Raw genomic sequence first — 18211 nt, 5'->3', positions numbered from 1 at the left:
TAATCATGTTTTTAACATAATCCGCGTGACCTGGACAGTCAACGTGTGCATAGTGACGAGAATCAGTCTCATACTCAACGTGTGAAGTAGCGATAGTAATACCACGCTCTCTTTCTTCTGGTGCGTTATCGATTTGATCATAATCCATAAATTTCGCATCATTTTTAACTGCAAGTACTGCTGTAATAGCTGCTGTTAAAGTAGTTTTACCGTGGTCAACGTGACCAATAGTACCAATGTTTACGTGCGGCTTCGTACGTTCAAACTTTTCTTTTGCCATAGTGTCCTCCGACTTAATTTGTGAATAGAAATGGAATTATACCCAAAAATTATTCAATTATTGCTTAAACTTAACTTTTATTACTTTGTGGTGCTCACGATGGGAATTGAACCCATGGCCTCTTCCTTACCAAGAAAGTGCTCTACCCCTGAGCCACGAGAGCTACAAGCAATAATTGCATAATTTTTATTTTCTAAAAAAACAATACTAATTTGTAAATATTAAAATATGATTAGATAAAAGCTATATAGATATTTATATACTATATTATATATGAAGTTAATTAATGAAAATTATACTTCAGCTTCCAGAGTTTCTATAACTTAATAGTGGAGCGGGTGAAGGGATTCGAACCCTCGACAGCCTGCTTGGAAGGCAGGAACTCTAGCCACTGAGTTACACCCGCGTCAGTTATAGAAAAGTGGTGGTGAGAAGAGGAGTCGAACCTCTGAACCCATAGGGAGCAGATTTACAGTCTGCCGTCGTTGGCCACTTGACTATCTCACCATCTTTTATTCTGGTCTAACACTGTTTCTAATATTCTATTTCAATGGTGCTGCCACGAGGATTTGAACCCCGGGCCTGCTGATTACAAATCAGCTGCTCTAGCCAACTGAGCTATGGCAGCAACGAAATTGAGCCAGAATTATAGTCGAAAATATTTTCAATGTCAAGAGTTTTTTGCTAAAATTTTATAAAATCTTCATCCTTAAGTATTTTAGGGCAAAACTCAGTACTCAAATCCCCTATTTCTTTAGCAATTGTATTAAGAAATGCAGGTTTTATATGATTTATAAATATACTTATATCGTCACGTTTTAAATTTTTAAACGACTCAAAAAGAAATTTTGGTGTTAAATGCTTAGAAGTTATTGCCAAATGTTCCATAGTTGATGGAAATGAACATTCAAATACAACAGATTTTATATCTTTTCTTGAGTTTATTATTTTATATATATTAGTCATATCAAATGTATCGGCTGTAATAAGTACAGATGAATCATCTTTTTTAAATATATATCCGCATGATGGAACAGTATGATCCGTTGCAAATGCTTCTATATATTCACCATCACCTATTTCGTAAGCTTTACCAAGTTCTATCTCTTTATATTGTATTGCCATCATTTGGGAATGTACCAAAGGTATTTTAGAAAAGTCTGGCCAAATGTTATTATTTAAGAAATGTTCTTTTAAAACATTAAGTGTCTCTGGCAGTCCTATTATGTTTAATGTTTTTGTACGTTCTGAAAAATAGTTATCCAATATGTATGCAATATCGCTTATATGATCAAGGTGTGAATGGGTAAGCCAAATGTTTTCTATATATATAGAATCATCTTTTAGAGGTCTTAAAAGATTTCCTGCATCTATAACATTGCTTCTATTTAGTAAAAATGCACTTGTTCCAAAACCGGGAGCTTTTGTTCCATAAGCTCCAAGGACTTGTATCTGGTTTGCACTCTCTTGAACCTCTTTGACCTCTTCTTTATATGTATCTTTAAAGTTATCTCTTACTTCCAGTATACTTTCTAAATTTTCAAAAAATAGATCGATGAGCTTTGGATCAAACTGTTTTCCGCTCTCTTCTTTAAAGAGATTAAATATCCTTTCATCTTCCCATGCTTTTTTATAAACTCTATCAGACCCAAGTGCATCAAATACATCTGCTATTGCAGTTATTCTACCGTAAATATGAATGTCTTCTGCTGCGATTCCTCTTGGGTATCCAGTTCCATCCCATTTTTCATGATGCTCATAAGCAACAATAGAAGCTGCTTTTAAAAGTTTGCGTTCAGAGTTTTTAACCATGTTATAACCAAGTTCAGCATGAGTCTCCATAATCTTACGCTCATCTGCATCAAAACGTCCTGGCTTTTTTAAAATTGCATCTGGTATAGCTATTTTGCCTATATCGTGCATAGGTGAAGCCTGTTTTAAAAGTTCAGCTTCATCTTGATCTAGACCATATGCAAGTGCTAGTATTTTTGAATACTCTGCAACACGCTTTACATGGTTACCTGTCTCTTTAGACCTTGATTCACCAATAGCACCCATTGTAAAAACAACTTCACGTTGTGTATCTTCTATCTCTTCTGTTAGTTTTGCAGATACAAGAGTCTCAGCTGCATATGTAGATGCCAGCATAAGTCTTTCCATATCTCTTTTTTCAAAAATACCTTCTTCACCTTGATGATTGATCACTTGAAAAGCACCTATAATATTATCATCCCTGTCAAACATAGGTATTACCATCATACTTTTTGTACGGTAACCTGTTTTTTTATCTATTTCACGGTTAAAACGCTCGTCTTTATATACATCATCTAAGATAATTTTCTCACCTGTTGTAATTGTATGACCTACAAGTCCTGAATCTATAGGAAGCTCTATTGCATCCATACCGTGAGCAACTTTGGTCCATATAGTTTTTTTATCATCACTAACAACCCATACTGTACATCTGTCAGAAGATGTAAGTGCACGCCCCATATCTGCCAAAACCATAATAATTTCATCATAATCACGCAAAGAAGTCACTTCAGTTAAATAAATAAATATAAGTTCTAATGTCTCTGTTGCATCTAGTGCTCTAGAAGTTTTCATAATTATTCCTATTTTGTAGTCATCTTGTGTACACCCCAAGGATGTTTATTTTTAACTTGTTCTAAAAAGTAACTAGACACTGAATCGTTAAACTCTTCAACTAATTTTGCCAATAAATATTCAGCCTTAGCAAAGTCATTGTCTTTATAAACTTTCATTGCATCATCATACAAAGATTTAAGTTTTAAATTTCTGTCTGTTTTTGCCATAAGTTCATATAAAAGGACTGCTTCATCTTTACCTTTTACTTTTACAGGTTCAATCTCTCTATATAAGAATTCATTAGTTAATCTATTTACCGTAAACTCAGTTATTAAGATCTCAATTCCGTAGTTTTTAGTAAGACCCTCTACACGTGAAGCAAGATTCACCCCATCACCAATAACCGTATAATCTTTTTTCGCATCTGAGCCTATGTTTCCGACAATAACCTCAGCTGTATTGATCCCTATTCCTATTCTTATCTGTGGAATATTTTCAGATTCAAGTTCTTTATTAAGGATGTTTAAACGCTCAATCATAGACAGGGCACTTAAACACGAAGCGTCTGCGTGCTTCTCTACATCAACAGGTGCATTATAAAAAGCCATAACAGCATCACCTATATACTTATCAAGCATACCGCCGTTTTCAAGTACAGACTGTGTCATAGGTGTAAAATATCTGTTTAGTACTTCAATAAGAGCTTCTGGTTCCATAGATTCAGAAAGAGTAGTAAAACCTCTAATATCGCTAAATAAAATTGAGAGCTCTTTTTTCTCACCACCCAGTTTTAATGAATCAGGGTGCTCTATAAGCTGATTCAACAGATCACCTGAAAGATATGACGAGAAAGTATCTGTTAAGAACTTAGAGTTTTTCTCTTGAAGGTTAAATGCTATAGATTCAACTGCAGCAACGGATAATAGTAGGGCAATTAAAGGGAAGAACATATCTATATATACCATCTGAGATACAAAAAGATATCTTACTAATATATATGTAATAAGATAGACTGCAAAATTTATGCTAACTCTTGTAATGATCTTTTTAAACAGGATCATCCAAACAAGTGGTGTCAGTACCATAAAAAATATTAGAAGTGTAGTTATATTCTTAGGCTCTACTATAATATGATCTTGTAATAAGTTAGATATAAATGTATAGTGAAGCAGTGGTCCTGGGATTGAGCCGATTGGCGTAGTTACAATATCGCCTGCACCAACATCAGTAATACCAAGTATTACTATCTTACCTTCAAAATATTCAGGCTTGACCTTTTGGTTTGCTACATCTAAAAAAGAAACTATGTCATACTGTTCTATATTATAATAGTTTAATCTGACAAAACCTTTTTCATCAAGTCCTATAACTTTTCCATTTATTTCTACTTTATCTTTAGAAAATCTGTAGATATCCTTATTTAACTTTATTCTTAAACCCTGAATAGCTAAAGATGGGTATAGCAAATTTTTAAAATAAACAGCTATCGGATATGAGCGAAGCAGATGATCAGCTTCTGCCAATGTTGAGAAGCTTCCACTTAGGGTACATGCTTCTAATATAGGGTAAATATTCATCTCTGCAAATGGAGCAGGCACAAAGCTAGGATTGCCGTTTTCAGATATTTGAGCTTGAAGCATATCAAGTGATGAGTCTGTCAAAATCTCCAGTTCACTCTCACCTATATCCTGAGTAGCGTTGTGTCTTAAAAAAAATCCACATACACTATTATTTAAAGAGCTTATCGTCTCTGCCAAAGCTGAGTCTTGCTCTTTGGTTGTAGGTTCAGAGAAGATCATATCCATTAACACTACATCAGCTTGGTTTAGATTACTCATACCCTCTGCAAGCACTTCTCTATTCCAAGGCCATCTTCCAAACTTATTTACACTTGGTTCATCGATAGCTACAAAAACAACATTTTTTGATATCTCTTTTTTTTGAAGATCAAAATTAACATCATTAAATCTTAAAGAAAAACTCTCAAAGGGTTCAACTTTATATACTTGCAATAAAACAGTAACTACTAATATAGGTACTAGTACCGCTAAATATATTAGCTTATCTTTCATTTGTTAGTGTTCCACTACACTCTTATCATCAGAAGGCATTTTTTCCGATTCTTCTTTTGCTTTTTCGAAAGACTCGTTGATCATCTTTTCATAAGCTTCGAACTCAGCATCCATTTTCTCTTTGAACTTACTCTCTTTTACAACATTATCCGCAAAAGACACAACATTACCCGCTTCTAGGTCAAACTCTTTAGTTAGTTCAGGCTTTGGATCTGTAAGACCTTTTTTAAACTTTTCATATTCACTCATCTGATCTTCTACAAATGATTTATACTTAGCCATCATCTCTTTTCTGTAAAGTTTAAACTCTTCTTTTAAACTTTTAATTCCTACAAGTCCCTCTTTTAGTGCTACAGACTCATTATCTTTTTCTGCACTTACCGTAAATGTAGTCCCTTTGATACCGATGATTGCAAAAGGTGTTTTAATTTTCAGAGAGTTTTTGGCATCACGTGATGTTATTTTATAAAATACTTTTCCACCAGTTTGTTCTAGTGAATTATTTGCGGCAAAATGTATAGATGAACTTTTATCAAGGACTACACTTGAACCGTCTACTAAGTTAATTACAGCCATACCTTTACTTGATGTAGTTACAAGATCACCCTCTTTAATCTCTTGACTTAGTTTGACTTTTGATTTTTTAAAAGAACCCTCACTTTTTACCTTAACGCTTCCAACAACCTTAGATACACTACCTACAACTGCAGCGTTTAATGAAGCAGTAAATAAAAAGATTAAAGTTAAAATCATTGTTTTCATACTATACTCCCAATGTTAATTTAATGCATTATATCATTTAAAATTAGTTTTGTTAATAAATAAACACAAAAAGGTAGATTTATGTTAAAAGTTTTATTCTCTCCTTCTGAAGGGAAAAAAAGCGGTGGGGAGAGTTCAAAATCTGAACTTCTAGGAGCGGACAGTGCCAGAGATGAAATACTAAAAACTTACAACTATATAGTAAAGTCAAAGGATGAGGATTCGATCAAAGAGTTATTCGGATTTAAAAAGTTCTCAGACTGTGCACCTTACATGGTAGATATTTTTAATTCAGAAGTTATGGAAGCTATTGAGCGCTATCAAGGTGTAGCGTATGATTATTTAGAATATGAAAAACTTCCTTGTGATGCACAAGAATATATAAAGAAAAATACTATTATTTTCTCAAATCTTTATGGTCCGATCTATGCAGGAGATAAAATTGCAAACTATAAAGTTAAGCAGGGTAATTCTATAGGCGGAATAGAGCCTGACAAATTTTACAAAGACAGATTTTCATATCAGCTTGATCTTCTGCTTTCAAGCGATGATATTTTAGATCTTCGTGCCGGATATTATGACAAATTTTATAAACCAAACAAAGCATATACTACGCTAAAGTTTTTAAAAGGCGGAAAAGTTGTAAGCCACTGGGCTAAAGCTTACAGAGGACTGGTACTAAAGACAATAGCAAATGCAAATGTTCAAAACATAGATGATTTTAAAAAACTAGAGATTGAAGGTCTGCATATACATGAGATAAAAACAATTAAGAATAAAACAGAGATAGTATATAATATCAGTGAGTAAAACAAAAGGTATATTTGTGAATATGTTTAGACTATTTTTTATTATTTCAATCACACTCTTTTTTAGCGGATGTGCTCAAAAAGTATATATACAGGCACTTATTCCAGCCAATGTCACGGATATGGCAAATAATAAAAAAGTAGCTGTTGGAGAATTCAAAAATGACTCAACAGGTTTAAGTACAAAAGTAGAATCAAATATAGCTTCTTACATGCTTAATGGAAAAAAATATTTTGAAGTTCTAAACAGAAAAAACATAGATCAGATCATAAAAGAGCAAAAACTTCAATCAAGCGATCTTATAGATGAAAAAACAGCTATCAGGGTTGGAAAGATTGTAGGCGCACAGGCTATCATAAATGGCCAAGAAACATCTTCAAGCGCTAAAGAGGGAAAATACAAAGAAAAAAGAAAGCGCTGTAAAAAATACTCAAAAGAGAAAAAAGAGTGTGTAAAGTATGAATACTATACAGTAACCTGTCATACTACAGATGCAACGCTTTCTGCAAATATAAATATTTTGGCACTTGAAAGCGCTTCTGTTATACACAGTGATTATTTTACAAAAAGATACAAAGCCAATTCTTGTAAAAACTATGGCGATATTTTAAACTCTGTTCAGGCACTTCAAAGCCTTTCTAAAACTATTGCATATGAGTTTGTCTCTCAGCTTGCCCCAAAATATGTTCACTTTAGAGTTACACTTTTAGATGATATTGATCTTGATGCATCAGATGAACAAGAGAAAAAACTTGAAAATGCTTTGAAATATATAGAAGCAAAGAGAATGGATAAAGCAGAACTTATTTTAAGTGATCTTTTAGATGAGTTTGAAGGTCAAAGTTATGTTGTAGCTTACAATTTAGCTGTAGTTAAAGAAGCTTTTGGAAAATACCAAGAAGCAAAAAACCTTTACGACCTCTCTGATGAGATCGCAAATGAACCAATAGATGAGATCAATGCAGCCGTGATCAGAATCAAAAAAATTATAAAAGACAAAAATGAAGCAAAAAGGCAGATAGATGCAAGCTAAAATATCTTATATATTTTTAATATCTATAGCTATTTTATTTAGTGGTTGTCTAAATAAAAAACCATCAGTAAAAAAAGTCCAAACCCCTACATGGGTTAAAACTATGCCAAAAGACAATACCAAATTTACATATGGTGTAGGTATATCCAAAACAAGGGAAGATGCCCTAAAAGAAGCACTAAATGATGTAGTCTCAAAGTTCGGTGTAAAGGTAAAATCTAGTTTTACAAACAAAGAAATAGTTGATGGCTACTACTCCAAAAGCATTAGTTCAAGTAACATAGAAGCAAGTGTCGAGAAAATAAAAGTAACAAACTACAATGTTGAAAAGTCAGCAAGAATTTCTTACAAAGAATATGCTGTTTTAATAAAGGTTGATAATGAAAAGTTTTTTAACACACTGTTAAAAGATATAACACAACTTGAAAAATATATTGAATCCGAACTTGAAAAAACAGCCGCTGTAGATATTATAAGCAGATACAATATAAATAAAGCTATGTTAAAAGAGTGCGACAGACTTTTATCAAACTCTCTTGTAGCATACGAGTTAAACAATAATTTTGAAAAAAACAGATATTTTAATTTCGTATCTGACGTGAAAGAGAACTATTACAATGTGGCAAGTAGTCTTAGATTTTATGTTTATGGAGATAAAAACTCCCAAAATTTTCTAAAAGTAATCAAACAACAGCTTATAGATAGCGGTTTTAATGTTGCTGATAAAAACAATGTAAACGTTATTAACGTAAAACTATCTACGAGTGACAACCACTCATCTAAACAGCAGATAGTTTCAATAAAATTAAATATGAGAGTAACTGATGGCTTGGTAACACTCGGCTCAAGGTCTTTTGTTTTAAAAGAGAGATATAAAAATTCTAAAGAGAGTATATACAATACTGCATCTGTACACTTTGAGCAGGATGTTGAGAAAAATACAATAGAAAATATTTTAGGAATTGGTATAAATAATTGAAAGATTCAGAAGAATACAAAAAGAAAAAAAAGTTTTTTGACAGTGTAATAACACTTTATGGAAGAAATGTAGTTGTTGAAGTTTTAGAAGATATGAATGTAGAGGTTCATAAACTTCACATGTCCGAATCAAACCAAATAGACAACACTATAAAAAAGATAAATGCACTTGCAAAGACAAGAAAAGTTGAAGTTGTAATGCACGATAAAAAGTCACTATCACGCATCTCTAAAAACTCTAAACAGGATCAGGGTGTTGCAATAGACATCGTAGCTAAAACTTACAAAAGTGCCGATGAGATAAAAGAGATGAAAAGCTATAAACTAATAGCACTTGATGGTATACAAAACCCTCAAAACTTAGGTATGATTATCCGCTCGTGTGCGGCTGGATACGTTGATGGAATCATACTTCCTAAAAAATCAAGTGCAAAGATTTCACCACTTGTTATGAAAGCAAGTGCAGGGACACTTTTTAAACTTCCAATATATTATTGCAACGCTTTAGAAGATCTATTTGGTGACTTGGATGCAGATATATATACTCTAAGTTCACACGCTAAAAGCTCCATATATGATGTGAGTCTAGTTGAGAAAAGTATATTTGTTTTAGGAAATGAGAGTGAGGGTGTAAGCAAAGAGGTAGAAAAACTTTGTACCCAGAGCATAAGCATTCCTATGCAACGTGGAGTTGAATCGCTAAATGTTGCAGTTACTGCTTCACTTATAGCATTTATGAGGTAAATAATGATAAAAACACCACATCTTAGTGCCGATGGGATCATCAAATTATACGACAAGAATGAAAACTATCAAGGTCTAATCCTAATCCAAAGACTAAATCCTCCACACGGTTTGGCACTCCCAGGTGGATTTGTAGATATCGGTGAGAGTGTTGAAGATGCTCTAGTTCGTGAGATGAAAGAAGAAGTAAATTTGGATGTAGAGATCGAGAGCCTACTTGGAATATACTCAGACCCTAAACGCGATCCGAGATTTCACACGGCAACTGCAGTTTATGTATGTAAAGCTTATTGCACTCCAAGGTCAGGTGATGATGCAAAAGAAGTTTTTATATACAAAGATGATGAACTTCCGTTTGACAAGCTTGTCTTTGATCATGAGAAGATACTCAAGGATTATTTATCTGTTCTATAATCCATTAACCTTTATGAACTTTACGGTTTTAATTTTTTGAACACTTTATTGGACACAAAAATTTAATATTAGATTATTGTGTTCCAAAAGTAATGAGTTTAGAGATTTAACGTCTAATTCAATGGTACATGAACACCATTATTACAAAGCAAAAGTAACTTAAAACCAAGAATTCCAGACGTTATATGCATCCATAGCAATTTCTTATTATATTAATTTTTCTCTATACTTTGATACCATTTTTAAGTAATAGAGCTCTTTCTTTAATAATTGGTGATATCCTATCACTCGCCTCTCCAACTCTCATAGCTACATACATAGTTCCGCTCTTGTTATTAAACTGTTTATCGAGAAGATAACTATTCAGTTTTATTGTTTCATCTTGCGTCTTTAACCACAATCTTTGACTAACTTTTAAATTTGATTTTCCTTGCTTATCCAGACTTTGATAAAGCAACTTATAGTATCTATTTAACTCTTTATCCCACAATTTTGTTTGGACAAAGCATCTCACCGACAAAGAACCACCAAAGCTATTATCTATACAAGTTTGCACATATGTATTTACATACGTTTCAAATTTCGACACAGATTCAAATTGGTGAAGTTGCTTAAATGAATCTAATGTTTTTGGAACAAATTCATTAGCATATGAGACCAATGGTAAGTAAAGAAAAAAGACGAGTACAACTTTACTCAATGACTATCCTTATTAATATAACGTTTAAAATGAGCCGATGAATTGCCCGTAGTGTACTTTATTGGCTCCAGTGATTTGTTATGAGTGTGCATTGTTTGCAAACTCAACTACCTTTAATAGATACTCTCTTTTTTTCATAGATAATGAGCTATCATTGCTCATTTTCAAAGCAAAATCTCGTACAGATTTGTGTTGTTTGCAATTTGATTTAAATGACCATGTAGCAGCACCTATAATTAGTAATTTAGAAACGTTATCTTTTCCAGGTAACTCTTCACCAGCATATAACAGTATTTTATGTAAATATTTTTTATCACCAGTAGCAAAATAGCTTGCCCACCACATGTCGAGTTTAGTTGGATTTACAGCATTATCATCATTTATAAACTTTGCTAACTTCGATTTTCCTTGAATGATCTCAAGTGCTTGTTTTTTGAAAAATGTGTCTTGAATAGACCAATTGTATTTTTCAGAAATTCGAGCTATCATTAAGGCAACTATAATATCAGTATGTCTTTTTGAAGACTTTAGTTGTTGTTCAAAACTTGATGCTCTTTTTTGAAACTCAATATAATTTTTTTCTGTTGGGTTTAAATAAAAATATGACATTTGTTTGCCAAACTTTTGCATCTCATTAGCATGGCAAAGATTTGCCATAAAGATAACAAATAAAAATATCGCGATTTTTTTCATAAAATACTCCTAATTATTTATTCAACGAACATTATATATGTATTAACTTGATATTAGATAAATAAGTAAACACAAAAAATGTTAATTAAAATGATGTTTTTATATACGAGTAAATATACTTTTCCGAATAGTGTTATTTGTTGAACATTTTTTATATAAATAATTGAAGTTGTTTATTAATTTAAAGTTTATAATTCTATATCTATTCAGAAACTTTGATTAGAGATGGTTGCATCTCTCTTCAAAATCACTTATTCCTCTTCTAGTAACCCTAAATTTTTTCTAACCAGTTTTTTAAACTTTTTCATATCTCTTTTTTCAGTTGTAGGCATAACTTCCATTTTACAAGCATGGACTATATGAGCAAACTCTGGTTTTGAAAATATAGTCTGTCTGTTTCTTGCGAGTTGTATAAGCTGATTTACATCATCTTCAAGTTTTACATCTGCTCTGTCTGTTAAAGCGTCATATACATTAAAAAAAACTCTTCTATCTTCATGTGTCATATTACACGAATCATCTAACATTTTTAGTGCAAGTCTTGCGGCATAGTCGATCTCAATCTCTTCAAAAGTATGAGTTAAAGCCCAGTCATATGCTTTTTTATACATGTTTTCATAATCCATATTGCTTCCTTAAAAATAATATATATTTATATGTACAATATTTATACCGTAGATTAAGACTAGAAGCTTTTCTTAGATAAAACTTTGTAACCAAAATGTCACCATTATGTAACCAAATTTGACATTATAAATCAAAAAATATATACTACTTGGAGTTTATTACAGATGTAATAAATATATAACAACAGGAGTTAGAAATGGCAAAGGTTCTAAAGAAAAAAGCTGTTAAAAAGATCGTAAGAAAAACAGCAAAAAAAGCTGTTAAGAAAAAAGAGCTTAAAGAAGTAGCAAAGAAAGCTACGAAAAAAGTTCTAAAGAAAAAACCTGCTACTAAAAAAGTAGCAAAAAAAGTAGCTAAGAAAGCTGTAAAAAAAGTTAAATAACTATATTTTTAACAGTAACTTATCTAAAAAAGACGTTGGTAAAACTCTTTTAAAGCCACCCAGTAAATGGGTGGCTAAGGTATTATAGTATCTAGGACGAGGTTTTTTAGCTTCAAGTGCATGGACTATGTTTTTTATAACAACATCGCTGTTTTTTGTAAAGATGTCAGTATCTTTACTCTCTTTTCTCTCTAACAACTGAGCTTCATACTCGCTTTTCCACAAACTCTGTTCTAAATCTACATTTTGTCTAAATTTTATAGTTGCGTTTTTTCTAAAATCACTTTTTACAGGACCAGTATTTATAGTACTTACATATATATCGCTGTCCATAAGTTCCAGACGCAAAGTATCGCACAACCCTTCTATTGCATATTTGCTTGCATTGTAGGCTCCACGGAAACGAAGAGAGATTATTCCTAAAACGGAAGAGTGCTGCATAATTCGACCATAACCTTGAGAGCGCATAATTTTTAAAACTTGATATGTAAGCTCATGCAAACCAAAAAGGTTTGTCTCAAACTGCTCTTTAAGAACTGTAGTTGTAATATCTTCTACAGCTCCAGGCTGACCGAATCCAGCATTGTTAAACAGTGCATATAACTCGCCGTCTTCTTTTATAATCAAATCTAGCACTTCTTTTATCTGCTCAGCATCTCTTACATCTAAAAGATATGAGCGTAAACCTTCGGCTTTTAAACGCTCAACATCTTCTTGCTCTCTGGCAGTTGCATAAACTTTGTAACCGTTTTGTTGAAGATAGTGTGCAGTGTCGTAACCTATTCCGCTTGAGCATCCAGTTATTAGTATATTTTTCATTAAGATGTCATTATCTCGTATGGACGTTTGATCTCGCGGATTACCTCATCAACACTCATATTTCTGCTTTTGCGTAAAAACTCTTTGCCATCTAAAAAAATCAATATAGTAGGAATAGCAAAAACTCCAAAGTGCGGTGCTATATCTTCATTTACACTTATATCTACACTCTCAACTTTAAAGTCTTCAAAGTTTGCTTCAAGTGCTTCTAAAAGTTTTGGTTTTAAAGCATGGCATACATTACATGTGGGAGCTGAGAAGTACACCATTACAGCCAGGTTTTCTTTGATCGTTTGTTGTATATTTTCTAATGTTTGCATGGCAAAATTATACAATTAAAATGTTAAAACTTTTGTGTCGTCACTCTTTAGAGATTCAGTCAACATCTCGCCTGTATGTATAGGCTCTATTCCTAACTCTTTTAGCTGATCAGTTATACCGTATTCATCTGAGCAAACTACGCATGTATTAAACTTTACACCTGTATCCATAACTACTTTGACTCTTTCTTGAATCTCTTTATTTTCAGCTATTAGCTTTGCTGATGGTCCCCAAACCATAATAGTAGCCGCGTCCCAATATTTTCTCTCAAGCATCACTGAGCCGTAAAGAAGTATAAGTCTTTTAGCTACGTCTATTTCACCACTTGACCATACTATAAGAAGTTTATCTTGTTTCATCTTTTCTCCAAAAACTAATTAATCTACAATTTATCAGAATGAACTACTCTGTTTCTACCGTTTTCTTTAGCATAATAGAGTGCTTTATCTGCCTGTTTTCTTAAAATATCTGCAATTTGTTTCGTATCATCGTTTGGATTAGGAAATATAGTTGCGACTCCGGCACTAATAGTTATTTTACCAATATTATCAATAGGATTATTCTGAATAGACAGCCTAACTCTTTCTGCTGCAATAATAGATTCTTCTACATCTGTTTTTGGAGGCATTAACAAAATAAACTCTTCCCCACCATAACGACCTATAATATCACTTTTTCTACCTATATCAACTAAAGTATCTGCGACAAACTTTAAAACTTTATCACCTTCATCGTGCCCAAATGTATCATTAACCTTCTTGAAATGATCAACATCAAACATTGCAATACTAATTTTTGAACCTTCCCTCTTTGCAAATTCAATTACCTCTTTGCAACGTTCCTCAAAGCCACGTCTATTGTAAAGTTTTGTTAGGAAATCTCTGTTAGCTCGTTCAGCTAATTGCTGATTAATTTCTTCTAATTGTTTTCTTAGTTCAGTAGCTTCTGTCACATCAACAAAAACACCGACTGCTTCACTTAAATCATTCGTCAGTGCTGTCATACTTGCCAATATCGTGAAATGACTGCCATCTTTTCTAATACACTCTACCTCTTGATTATAGACACCGTTTTCAACTAGCTTTGGATATCCTACCTTTCCATAATAACGATACCCTTCATCACTTGCATAAATAGTTCTTGTGCTTTTTCCAACAAGTTCACCATTGTCATAACCAAACATATTTTCAAATGCACTATTCACCCATGTAAACTTTCTCTTTTTTGTAAAAGCAAATCCTACATTTTCCACTTTTAGTATGGCATTTTGTTTATCAAGTGTCTCTTGTAGAAGTTCTTCTACCTCTTTACGTCTTGTAATATCATAAACAGTTCCAATTGATTTAAGAGCATTTCCTTGCGAGTCAAATTCAGTTTCACACTGTTCCTCTACCCACTTGATCCGTCCATCATCCATAATCAATCTATGAGCGATTTGATACTTCTCTTTAGTAACAATAGAGTTCTCATAAGCACTGGAAACCAGCTCACGATCATCAGGGTGTACAACCTCTATAAAACCTTCATATGATGCAGAAAAATTCTTTTTATTTTTTTCAAATATCTTAAATATTTCATCTGACCAGTACAACTTATTGTTGACTATATCCAACTCCCAAATTCCCAAATTGGCAATCTCCTGTGATTTTTTTAAAAGTTGGTTTATTTTTTCAAGTTCCACTGTTCTTGCTTGAACTTTTTGCTCAAGCTTAGCATTAATATTCTGTTCGTCTAGATTTGCTTTTCCGAGCTTTGCTAAAATATTTACTTGTTTGGCAAAAAACTCTAAAAGGTTTTTTATCTCTTGTTCAGGTATAACTTTTACTTCATCAAGAGCTTTTAAATAGTCTGATGTGTCAAAACCGAATGTTTTAGCTTGATTTATAAAATATTCTCTATCTGGCTCTTCAAAAAGAAACTGTCCGATAAAAAAATTGGCAAGGTGTTTACCGTCTATAATTATTGGAAACGCGACATCAACAAGACCATTTTTACATTTATAAACGTTATATTCTTTTTGTTCACTTAGTCCGTTTGCTAGTGCAGTATCACTCTCTAAACATCTCTGAGATGTTGTCGGTTCAACCCTGTGATAAGCTGTACATATACGTCTCCAGTTTGAAGCGGCAAGTATCTCACCATCTACGTCAAGAATTGCAGTAGCCACTGGATACAGTGGAGCAAAACCATCGAGTAGGTCCTGCAACATTTTAATATCAGCTATTTCTGAAAATTTATAATTCATCTTATATCACACTTCACAAATTATAAAAATGTTCTTTACATTTTCTCTGATAAGAATTTACCTAACTTCTTATCTGTTTTATCTATATGATTAAGTAGCCAGTTTAATAAAAAACTTATAAGTTCATCTTGACCTATCAGGTTACCTGATTTTAAAGAGTCTCTAACCTCAACAACTTTTGCAGAAAAATCTCTGTGTTGTTTCATATGATTCTCAAAGTCTTTTGGAGCCTCACCTTCATAGTTGTACTCCTGCATTAACTCCTCTTCTGTTTCAAAATGGTAAAGTGCATAACTAAGTAGATCCTTCGTTATGTTTTGCAAATTTTCTAAAGAATACTCTTTTGTAAGAAGCTCGTTAGCTTCATTTAGAGTGTTTACTAATATATGGTGTTGTTCATCTATTTCCTCAACACCTGTTTCATAATCTGTACTCCATTTTATTTCCCCTAGCTGACTGCTCATTGTTTAATCCCCTTATCTTCTTTATACTCTATTTCTAATTTATTTATTGCAGATACAAGTTTATTTCTCATAGTTACAATTTTTTCAATACTTTTTTCTCTTTCTTCTTCTGAAGCACCTTTACTTAACTTTTCAATAATTAAACCAACCTCTTTATGTATATTTTTATGAATAGTTTTTAACTCATGAAAGCTTCCATATTTTGAAAAGTGCACTTTCCCGTTATTATGCATCCATTTTCCAAGTCTACACGAATTATATGAAAGCTGTGGAATATTTTTATAGTTGTCTCTACTTATACTGTCTATTACAAGTTCAGCCCAGTATTTATGGTTGCTCTCAGCAAGTAACAGTTCAAAGTCAGCACGTCTAGGAATATTTTTTGTAACAACTTTCCATCTAGGGTCAGATGTAAAATTTTTCATATAAATTAGTGTAGCTTCATAACTCATAGGTTTTGCAATAGTATAGCCTTGAATAGAATCACAACCAAGTTCCAGAAGCATCAGAAGTTGTTCTATATTTTCAGCACCCTCAGCTACAACTTCAATTTGAAAAACTTTAGAGAGTGAAATTATGGCATTTACAATAGCCATATCTTGCGAGTCATGCAGCATATCATCTATAAAACTTCTATCTATTTTAATGGTGTTTACATTGAGCTGTTTCAAGTGTGTTAAAGATGAATAACCGGTTCCAAAATCATCCAAAGCAAAACTAACACCCATACTGTTTAATTCAAACATAGTCTCATTGGTATGAGTTATACTCTCTAAAGCCGTGTTTTCAGTTATTTCAAACTCTATTTGCTTTAAATAAGAAGGGTCTATACCCATATCAGTAACAATGTTTTTAACCTTACCTACAAAGTTAGTTTGTTTAAACTGTTTAGGCGATATATTTACGGACAGATATACATTAATACCTTCTTTTTTTAACTTCTCAACACCTAGTAATGACTCTCTAATAACCCACTCATCAAACTTATACATCAAATCATCATTTTCTATAAGTGGTAAAAACTCACTTGGTGATAGCACTCCAAGAACAGGATGTACCCATCTGGAAAGTACTTCAAAGCTTTCAACTTTTAAATTATGTGCACTAAGTTTTGGTTGATAATAGAGTTGAAATTCACCGTTGTCAATAGCTTTTTCAATCTTCTTTAAAGCTTTGAAATTTGCTTTTACTTTTACATGTTCTTTTGCATCAAAAAAACGAAACTGATTTTTACCGCTGTTTTTAGCTTTATACATTGCTTGATCGGCGTGTCTTATCAGAGTATCATCATCTACATTATCTTCAGGGTATATGGCTACACCGATACTAGCCGAGATAGACTTAATAAGTTTATTTTTAAAATTATACGGAGCTGCTACTGCATTTAGTACTCTTACTAAAACTTTTCCGGCATCTTCAGATGTATCTATATCGCTTAAAACAATTACAAATTCATCCCCTCCAAGTCTTGCAACAGTGTCTTCGGGTCTTATCAGATCTTCTATTCTTCTTGCTACTTCTATTAAAACATAATCTCCTGCATCATGTCCAAGAGTATCGTTTACATCTTTAAAACCATCCAGATCAAGCAGACAAATTGCTACTATATTTTTTTCTCTGCTTTGATTTGCAATAGCACGAGCTATTCTGTCTGTAATAAGGAGTCTATTGGGTAGCTTTGTTAAAGGATCATAATAAGCTATGTTTTTTAAATTTTTTGTGCTGAGTTCAACTGCATATCTTTGCATCTCAGCACTTAAAAAACCTGCACACAGTTTTAGTATATGCTCAACCAACTGTGGGTTTTTAAAAGGTTTTTTACTTATGGCTACAAAAATTCCAACTGGTGCTTGATCTTTATTTGTCAAAGCTATACCGGAGTAAGCTTCTACACCCATACTCTTTATCATTTGATCGTTTGGATAGAGTTTTTGCACATCTTTAGGATGGATTTCATAATCATAAGAGACAACTTTATCACACGGTGTATTTTCCAAGTTGTAACTAAAAGTTGTGATCGGCTTGTCTTTAGCCCAACCGGATATTACATCAACAGCCGTAATGTTATCGTTAATCTTTCCGACAAAAGCATATTCAAATTCAAAGTTTTCAACAACATATCTAGACAAAGCTTCATAATAATCTTCACCTTTTAGTGGTGCATAAGCAGTTATAAACTTTGTCAATGCTTTTAGTAAAACTTCATCACCATGAACTTCACTCAAGTCTATCCCTTTTTTAAATAATATTCACATTATAGTATATTGTATCTAATTAT

General features: G+C 32.7%; 19 protein-coding genes and 4 tRNA genes. 6 read left to right on the top strand and 17 right to left on the bottom strand.

From position 1 onward, the window contains the following. The 8 genes from ABZA65_RS05880 to ABZA65_RS05845 form a co-directional block, all read right to left on the bottom strand. Positions 1–280, bottom strand: a 280-nt coding sequence (locus tag ABZA65_RS05880; protein WP_373071626.1) for a GTP-binding protein, incomplete at its 3' end; no start/stop codon positions are given. An 88-nt stretch (positions 281–368) separates the two neighbouring features. Then, positions 369–443 (bottom strand) — tRNA-Thr (locus ABZA65_RS05875). 167 nt (positions 444–610) lie between these two features. Next, positions 611–686, bottom strand: a tRNA-Gly gene (locus ABZA65_RS05870). Between the two features lie 16 nt (positions 687–702). After that, positions 703–787 (bottom strand) — tRNA-Tyr (locus ABZA65_RS05865). 44 nt (positions 788–831) lie between these two features. After that, positions 832–908 (bottom strand) — tRNA-Thr (locus ABZA65_RS05860). Between the two features lie 56 nt (positions 909–964). After that, complete coding sequence (locus ABZA65_RS05855) at positions 965–2887, bottom strand: HD domain-containing phosphohydrolase (protein WP_373071624.1); 1923 nt, start codon at positions 2885–2887, stop codon at positions 965–967. A gap of 8 nt (positions 2888–2895) precedes the next feature. Beyond that, positions 2896–4941: a CHASE2 domain-containing protein gene (locus ABZA65_RS05850; protein ID WP_373071622.1), complete on the bottom strand. Its 2046-nt coding sequence runs from the start codon at positions 4939–4941 to the stop codon at positions 2896–2898. A gap of 3 nt (positions 4942–4944) precedes the next feature. Continuing rightward, positions 4945–5703: a FecR domain-containing protein gene (locus ABZA65_RS05845; RefSeq protein WP_373071620.1), complete on the bottom strand. Its 759-nt coding sequence runs from the start codon at positions 5701–5703 to the stop codon at positions 4945–4947. Positions 5704–5784: 81 nt separating this feature from the next. Here ABZA65_RS05845 and ABZA65_RS05840 point away from each other — a divergent pair, with 81 nt between their 5' ends. From ABZA65_RS05840 to ABZA65_RS05820, 5 genes are read left to right on the top strand one after another with little or no spacing between them, the layout of a single operon-like run. Then, positions 5785–6513, top strand: a complete 729-nt coding sequence (locus tag ABZA65_RS05840; protein WP_373071618.1) for a YaaA family protein — start codon at positions 5785–5787, stop codon at positions 6511–6513. 22 nt (positions 6514–6535) lie between these two features. After that, positions 6536–7546: a CsgG/HfaB family protein gene (locus ABZA65_RS05835; protein ID WP_373071616.1), complete on the top strand. Its 1011-nt coding sequence runs from the start codon at positions 6536–6538 to the stop codon at positions 7544–7546. Continuing rightward, complete coding sequence (locus ABZA65_RS05830; RefSeq protein ID WP_373071614.1) at positions 7536–8525, top strand: hypothetical protein; 990 nt, start codon at positions 7536–7538, stop codon at positions 8523–8525. Before ABZA65_RS05835 ends, ABZA65_RS05830 begins: the two co-directional genes overlap by 11 nt. Then, positions 8522–9268 carry a TrmH family RNA methyltransferase gene (locus ABZA65_RS05825; RefSeq protein ID WP_373071612.1) on the top strand — a complete coding sequence of 249 codons (747 nt, stop codon included), beginning with the start codon at positions 8522–8524 and terminating at the stop codon, positions 9266–9268. The genes ABZA65_RS05830 and ABZA65_RS05825 overlap by 4 nt, the downstream gene beginning before the upstream one ends. 3 nt (positions 9269–9271) lie before the next feature. After that, the gene (locus ABZA65_RS05820) at positions 9272–9682 is read left to right on the top strand and encodes an NUDIX domain-containing protein (protein ID WP_373071610.1); all 411 of its coding nucleotides are present in this window, start codon (positions 9272–9274) and stop codon (positions 9680–9682) included. Positions 9683–9905: 223 nt separating this feature from the next. On the opposite strand, the gene ABZA65_RS05815 is transcribed toward ABZA65_RS05820, so the two are convergent. From ABZA65_RS05815 to ABZA65_RS05805, 3 genes are all read right to left on the bottom strand, one after another. Then, entirely contained in the window at positions 9906–10382 is a 477-nt protein-coding gene (locus tag ABZA65_RS05815; protein ID WP_373071608.1) for a lysozyme inhibitor LprI family protein, read from the bottom strand. A 78-nt stretch (positions 10383–10460) separates the two neighbouring features. Next, positions 10461–11075 carry a hypothetical protein gene (locus tag ABZA65_RS05810; RefSeq protein ID WP_373071606.1) on the bottom strand — a complete coding sequence of 205 codons (615 nt, stop codon included), beginning with the start codon at positions 11073–11075 and terminating at the stop codon, positions 10461–10463. 251 nt (positions 11076–11326) lie between these two features. Continuing rightward, positions 11327–11701 (bottom strand): hypothetical protein, encoded by a 375-nt coding sequence (locus ABZA65_RS05805; RefSeq protein ID WP_373071604.1) that lies wholly within the window; start codon positions 11699–11701, stop codon positions 11327–11329. 197 nt (positions 11702–11898) lie between these two features. Between ABZA65_RS05805 and ABZA65_RS05800 the strand changes: the two genes are divergently transcribed. Next, a complete protein-coding gene (locus ABZA65_RS05800) occupies positions 11899–12084 on the top strand; it encodes a hypothetical protein (protein WP_373071602.1) in 186 nt (61 codons plus the stop codon). Here the strand turns inward: ABZA65_RS05800 and ABZA65_RS05795 are convergent, their stop codons facing one another. From ABZA65_RS05795 to ABZA65_RS05770, 6 genes are read right to left on the bottom strand one after another with little or no spacing between them, the layout of a single operon-like run. Further along, positions 12085–12903 (bottom strand): SDR family NAD(P)-dependent oxidoreductase, encoded by an 819-nt coding sequence (locus tag ABZA65_RS05795; RefSeq protein ID WP_373071600.1) that lies wholly within the window; start codon positions 12901–12903, stop codon positions 12085–12087. It abuts the gene before it with no gap. Continuing rightward, positions 12903–13223 carry a thioredoxin family protein gene (locus ABZA65_RS05790; protein ID WP_373071598.1) on the bottom strand — a complete coding sequence of 107 codons (321 nt, stop codon included), beginning with the start codon at positions 13221–13223 and terminating at the stop codon, positions 12903–12905. The genes ABZA65_RS05795 and ABZA65_RS05790 overlap by 1 nt, the downstream gene beginning before the upstream one ends. Before the next feature lie 15 nt (positions 13224–13238). Next, the gene (locus tag ABZA65_RS05785; protein ID WP_373071596.1) at positions 13239–13583 is read right to left on the bottom strand and encodes a DsrE family protein; all 345 of its coding nucleotides are present in this window, start codon (positions 13581–13583) and stop codon (positions 13239–13241) included. Between the two features lie 23 nt (positions 13584–13606). Next, positions 13607–15469 carry a PocR ligand-binding domain-containing protein gene (locus ABZA65_RS05780; RefSeq protein WP_373071594.1) on the bottom strand — a complete coding sequence of 621 codons (1863 nt, stop codon included), beginning with the start codon at positions 15467–15469 and terminating at the stop codon, positions 13607–13609. 35 nt (positions 15470–15504) lie between these two features. After that, the gene (locus ABZA65_RS05775) at positions 15505–15933 is read right to left on the bottom strand and encodes a bacteriohemerythrin (RefSeq protein WP_373071592.1); all 429 of its coding nucleotides are present in this window, start codon (positions 15931–15933) and stop codon (positions 15505–15507) included. Next, positions 15930–18158, bottom strand: coding sequence for an EAL domain-containing protein (locus ABZA65_RS05770; protein WP_373071590.1), 2229 nt, complete (start codon positions 18156–18158; stop codon positions 15930–15932). The genes ABZA65_RS05775 and ABZA65_RS05770 overlap by 4 nt, the downstream gene beginning before the upstream one ends. Positions 18159–18211 lie beyond the last annotated feature (53 nt).

Origin of the sequence: Sulfurimonas sp. (genome assembly GCF_041583195.1) — a bacterium.
Taxonomy (GTDB): Bacteria; Campylobacterota; Campylobacteria; order Campylobacterales; family Sulfurimonadaceae; genus Sulfurimonas.
This window is presented reverse-complemented; position numbering and strand designations above follow the sequence as displayed.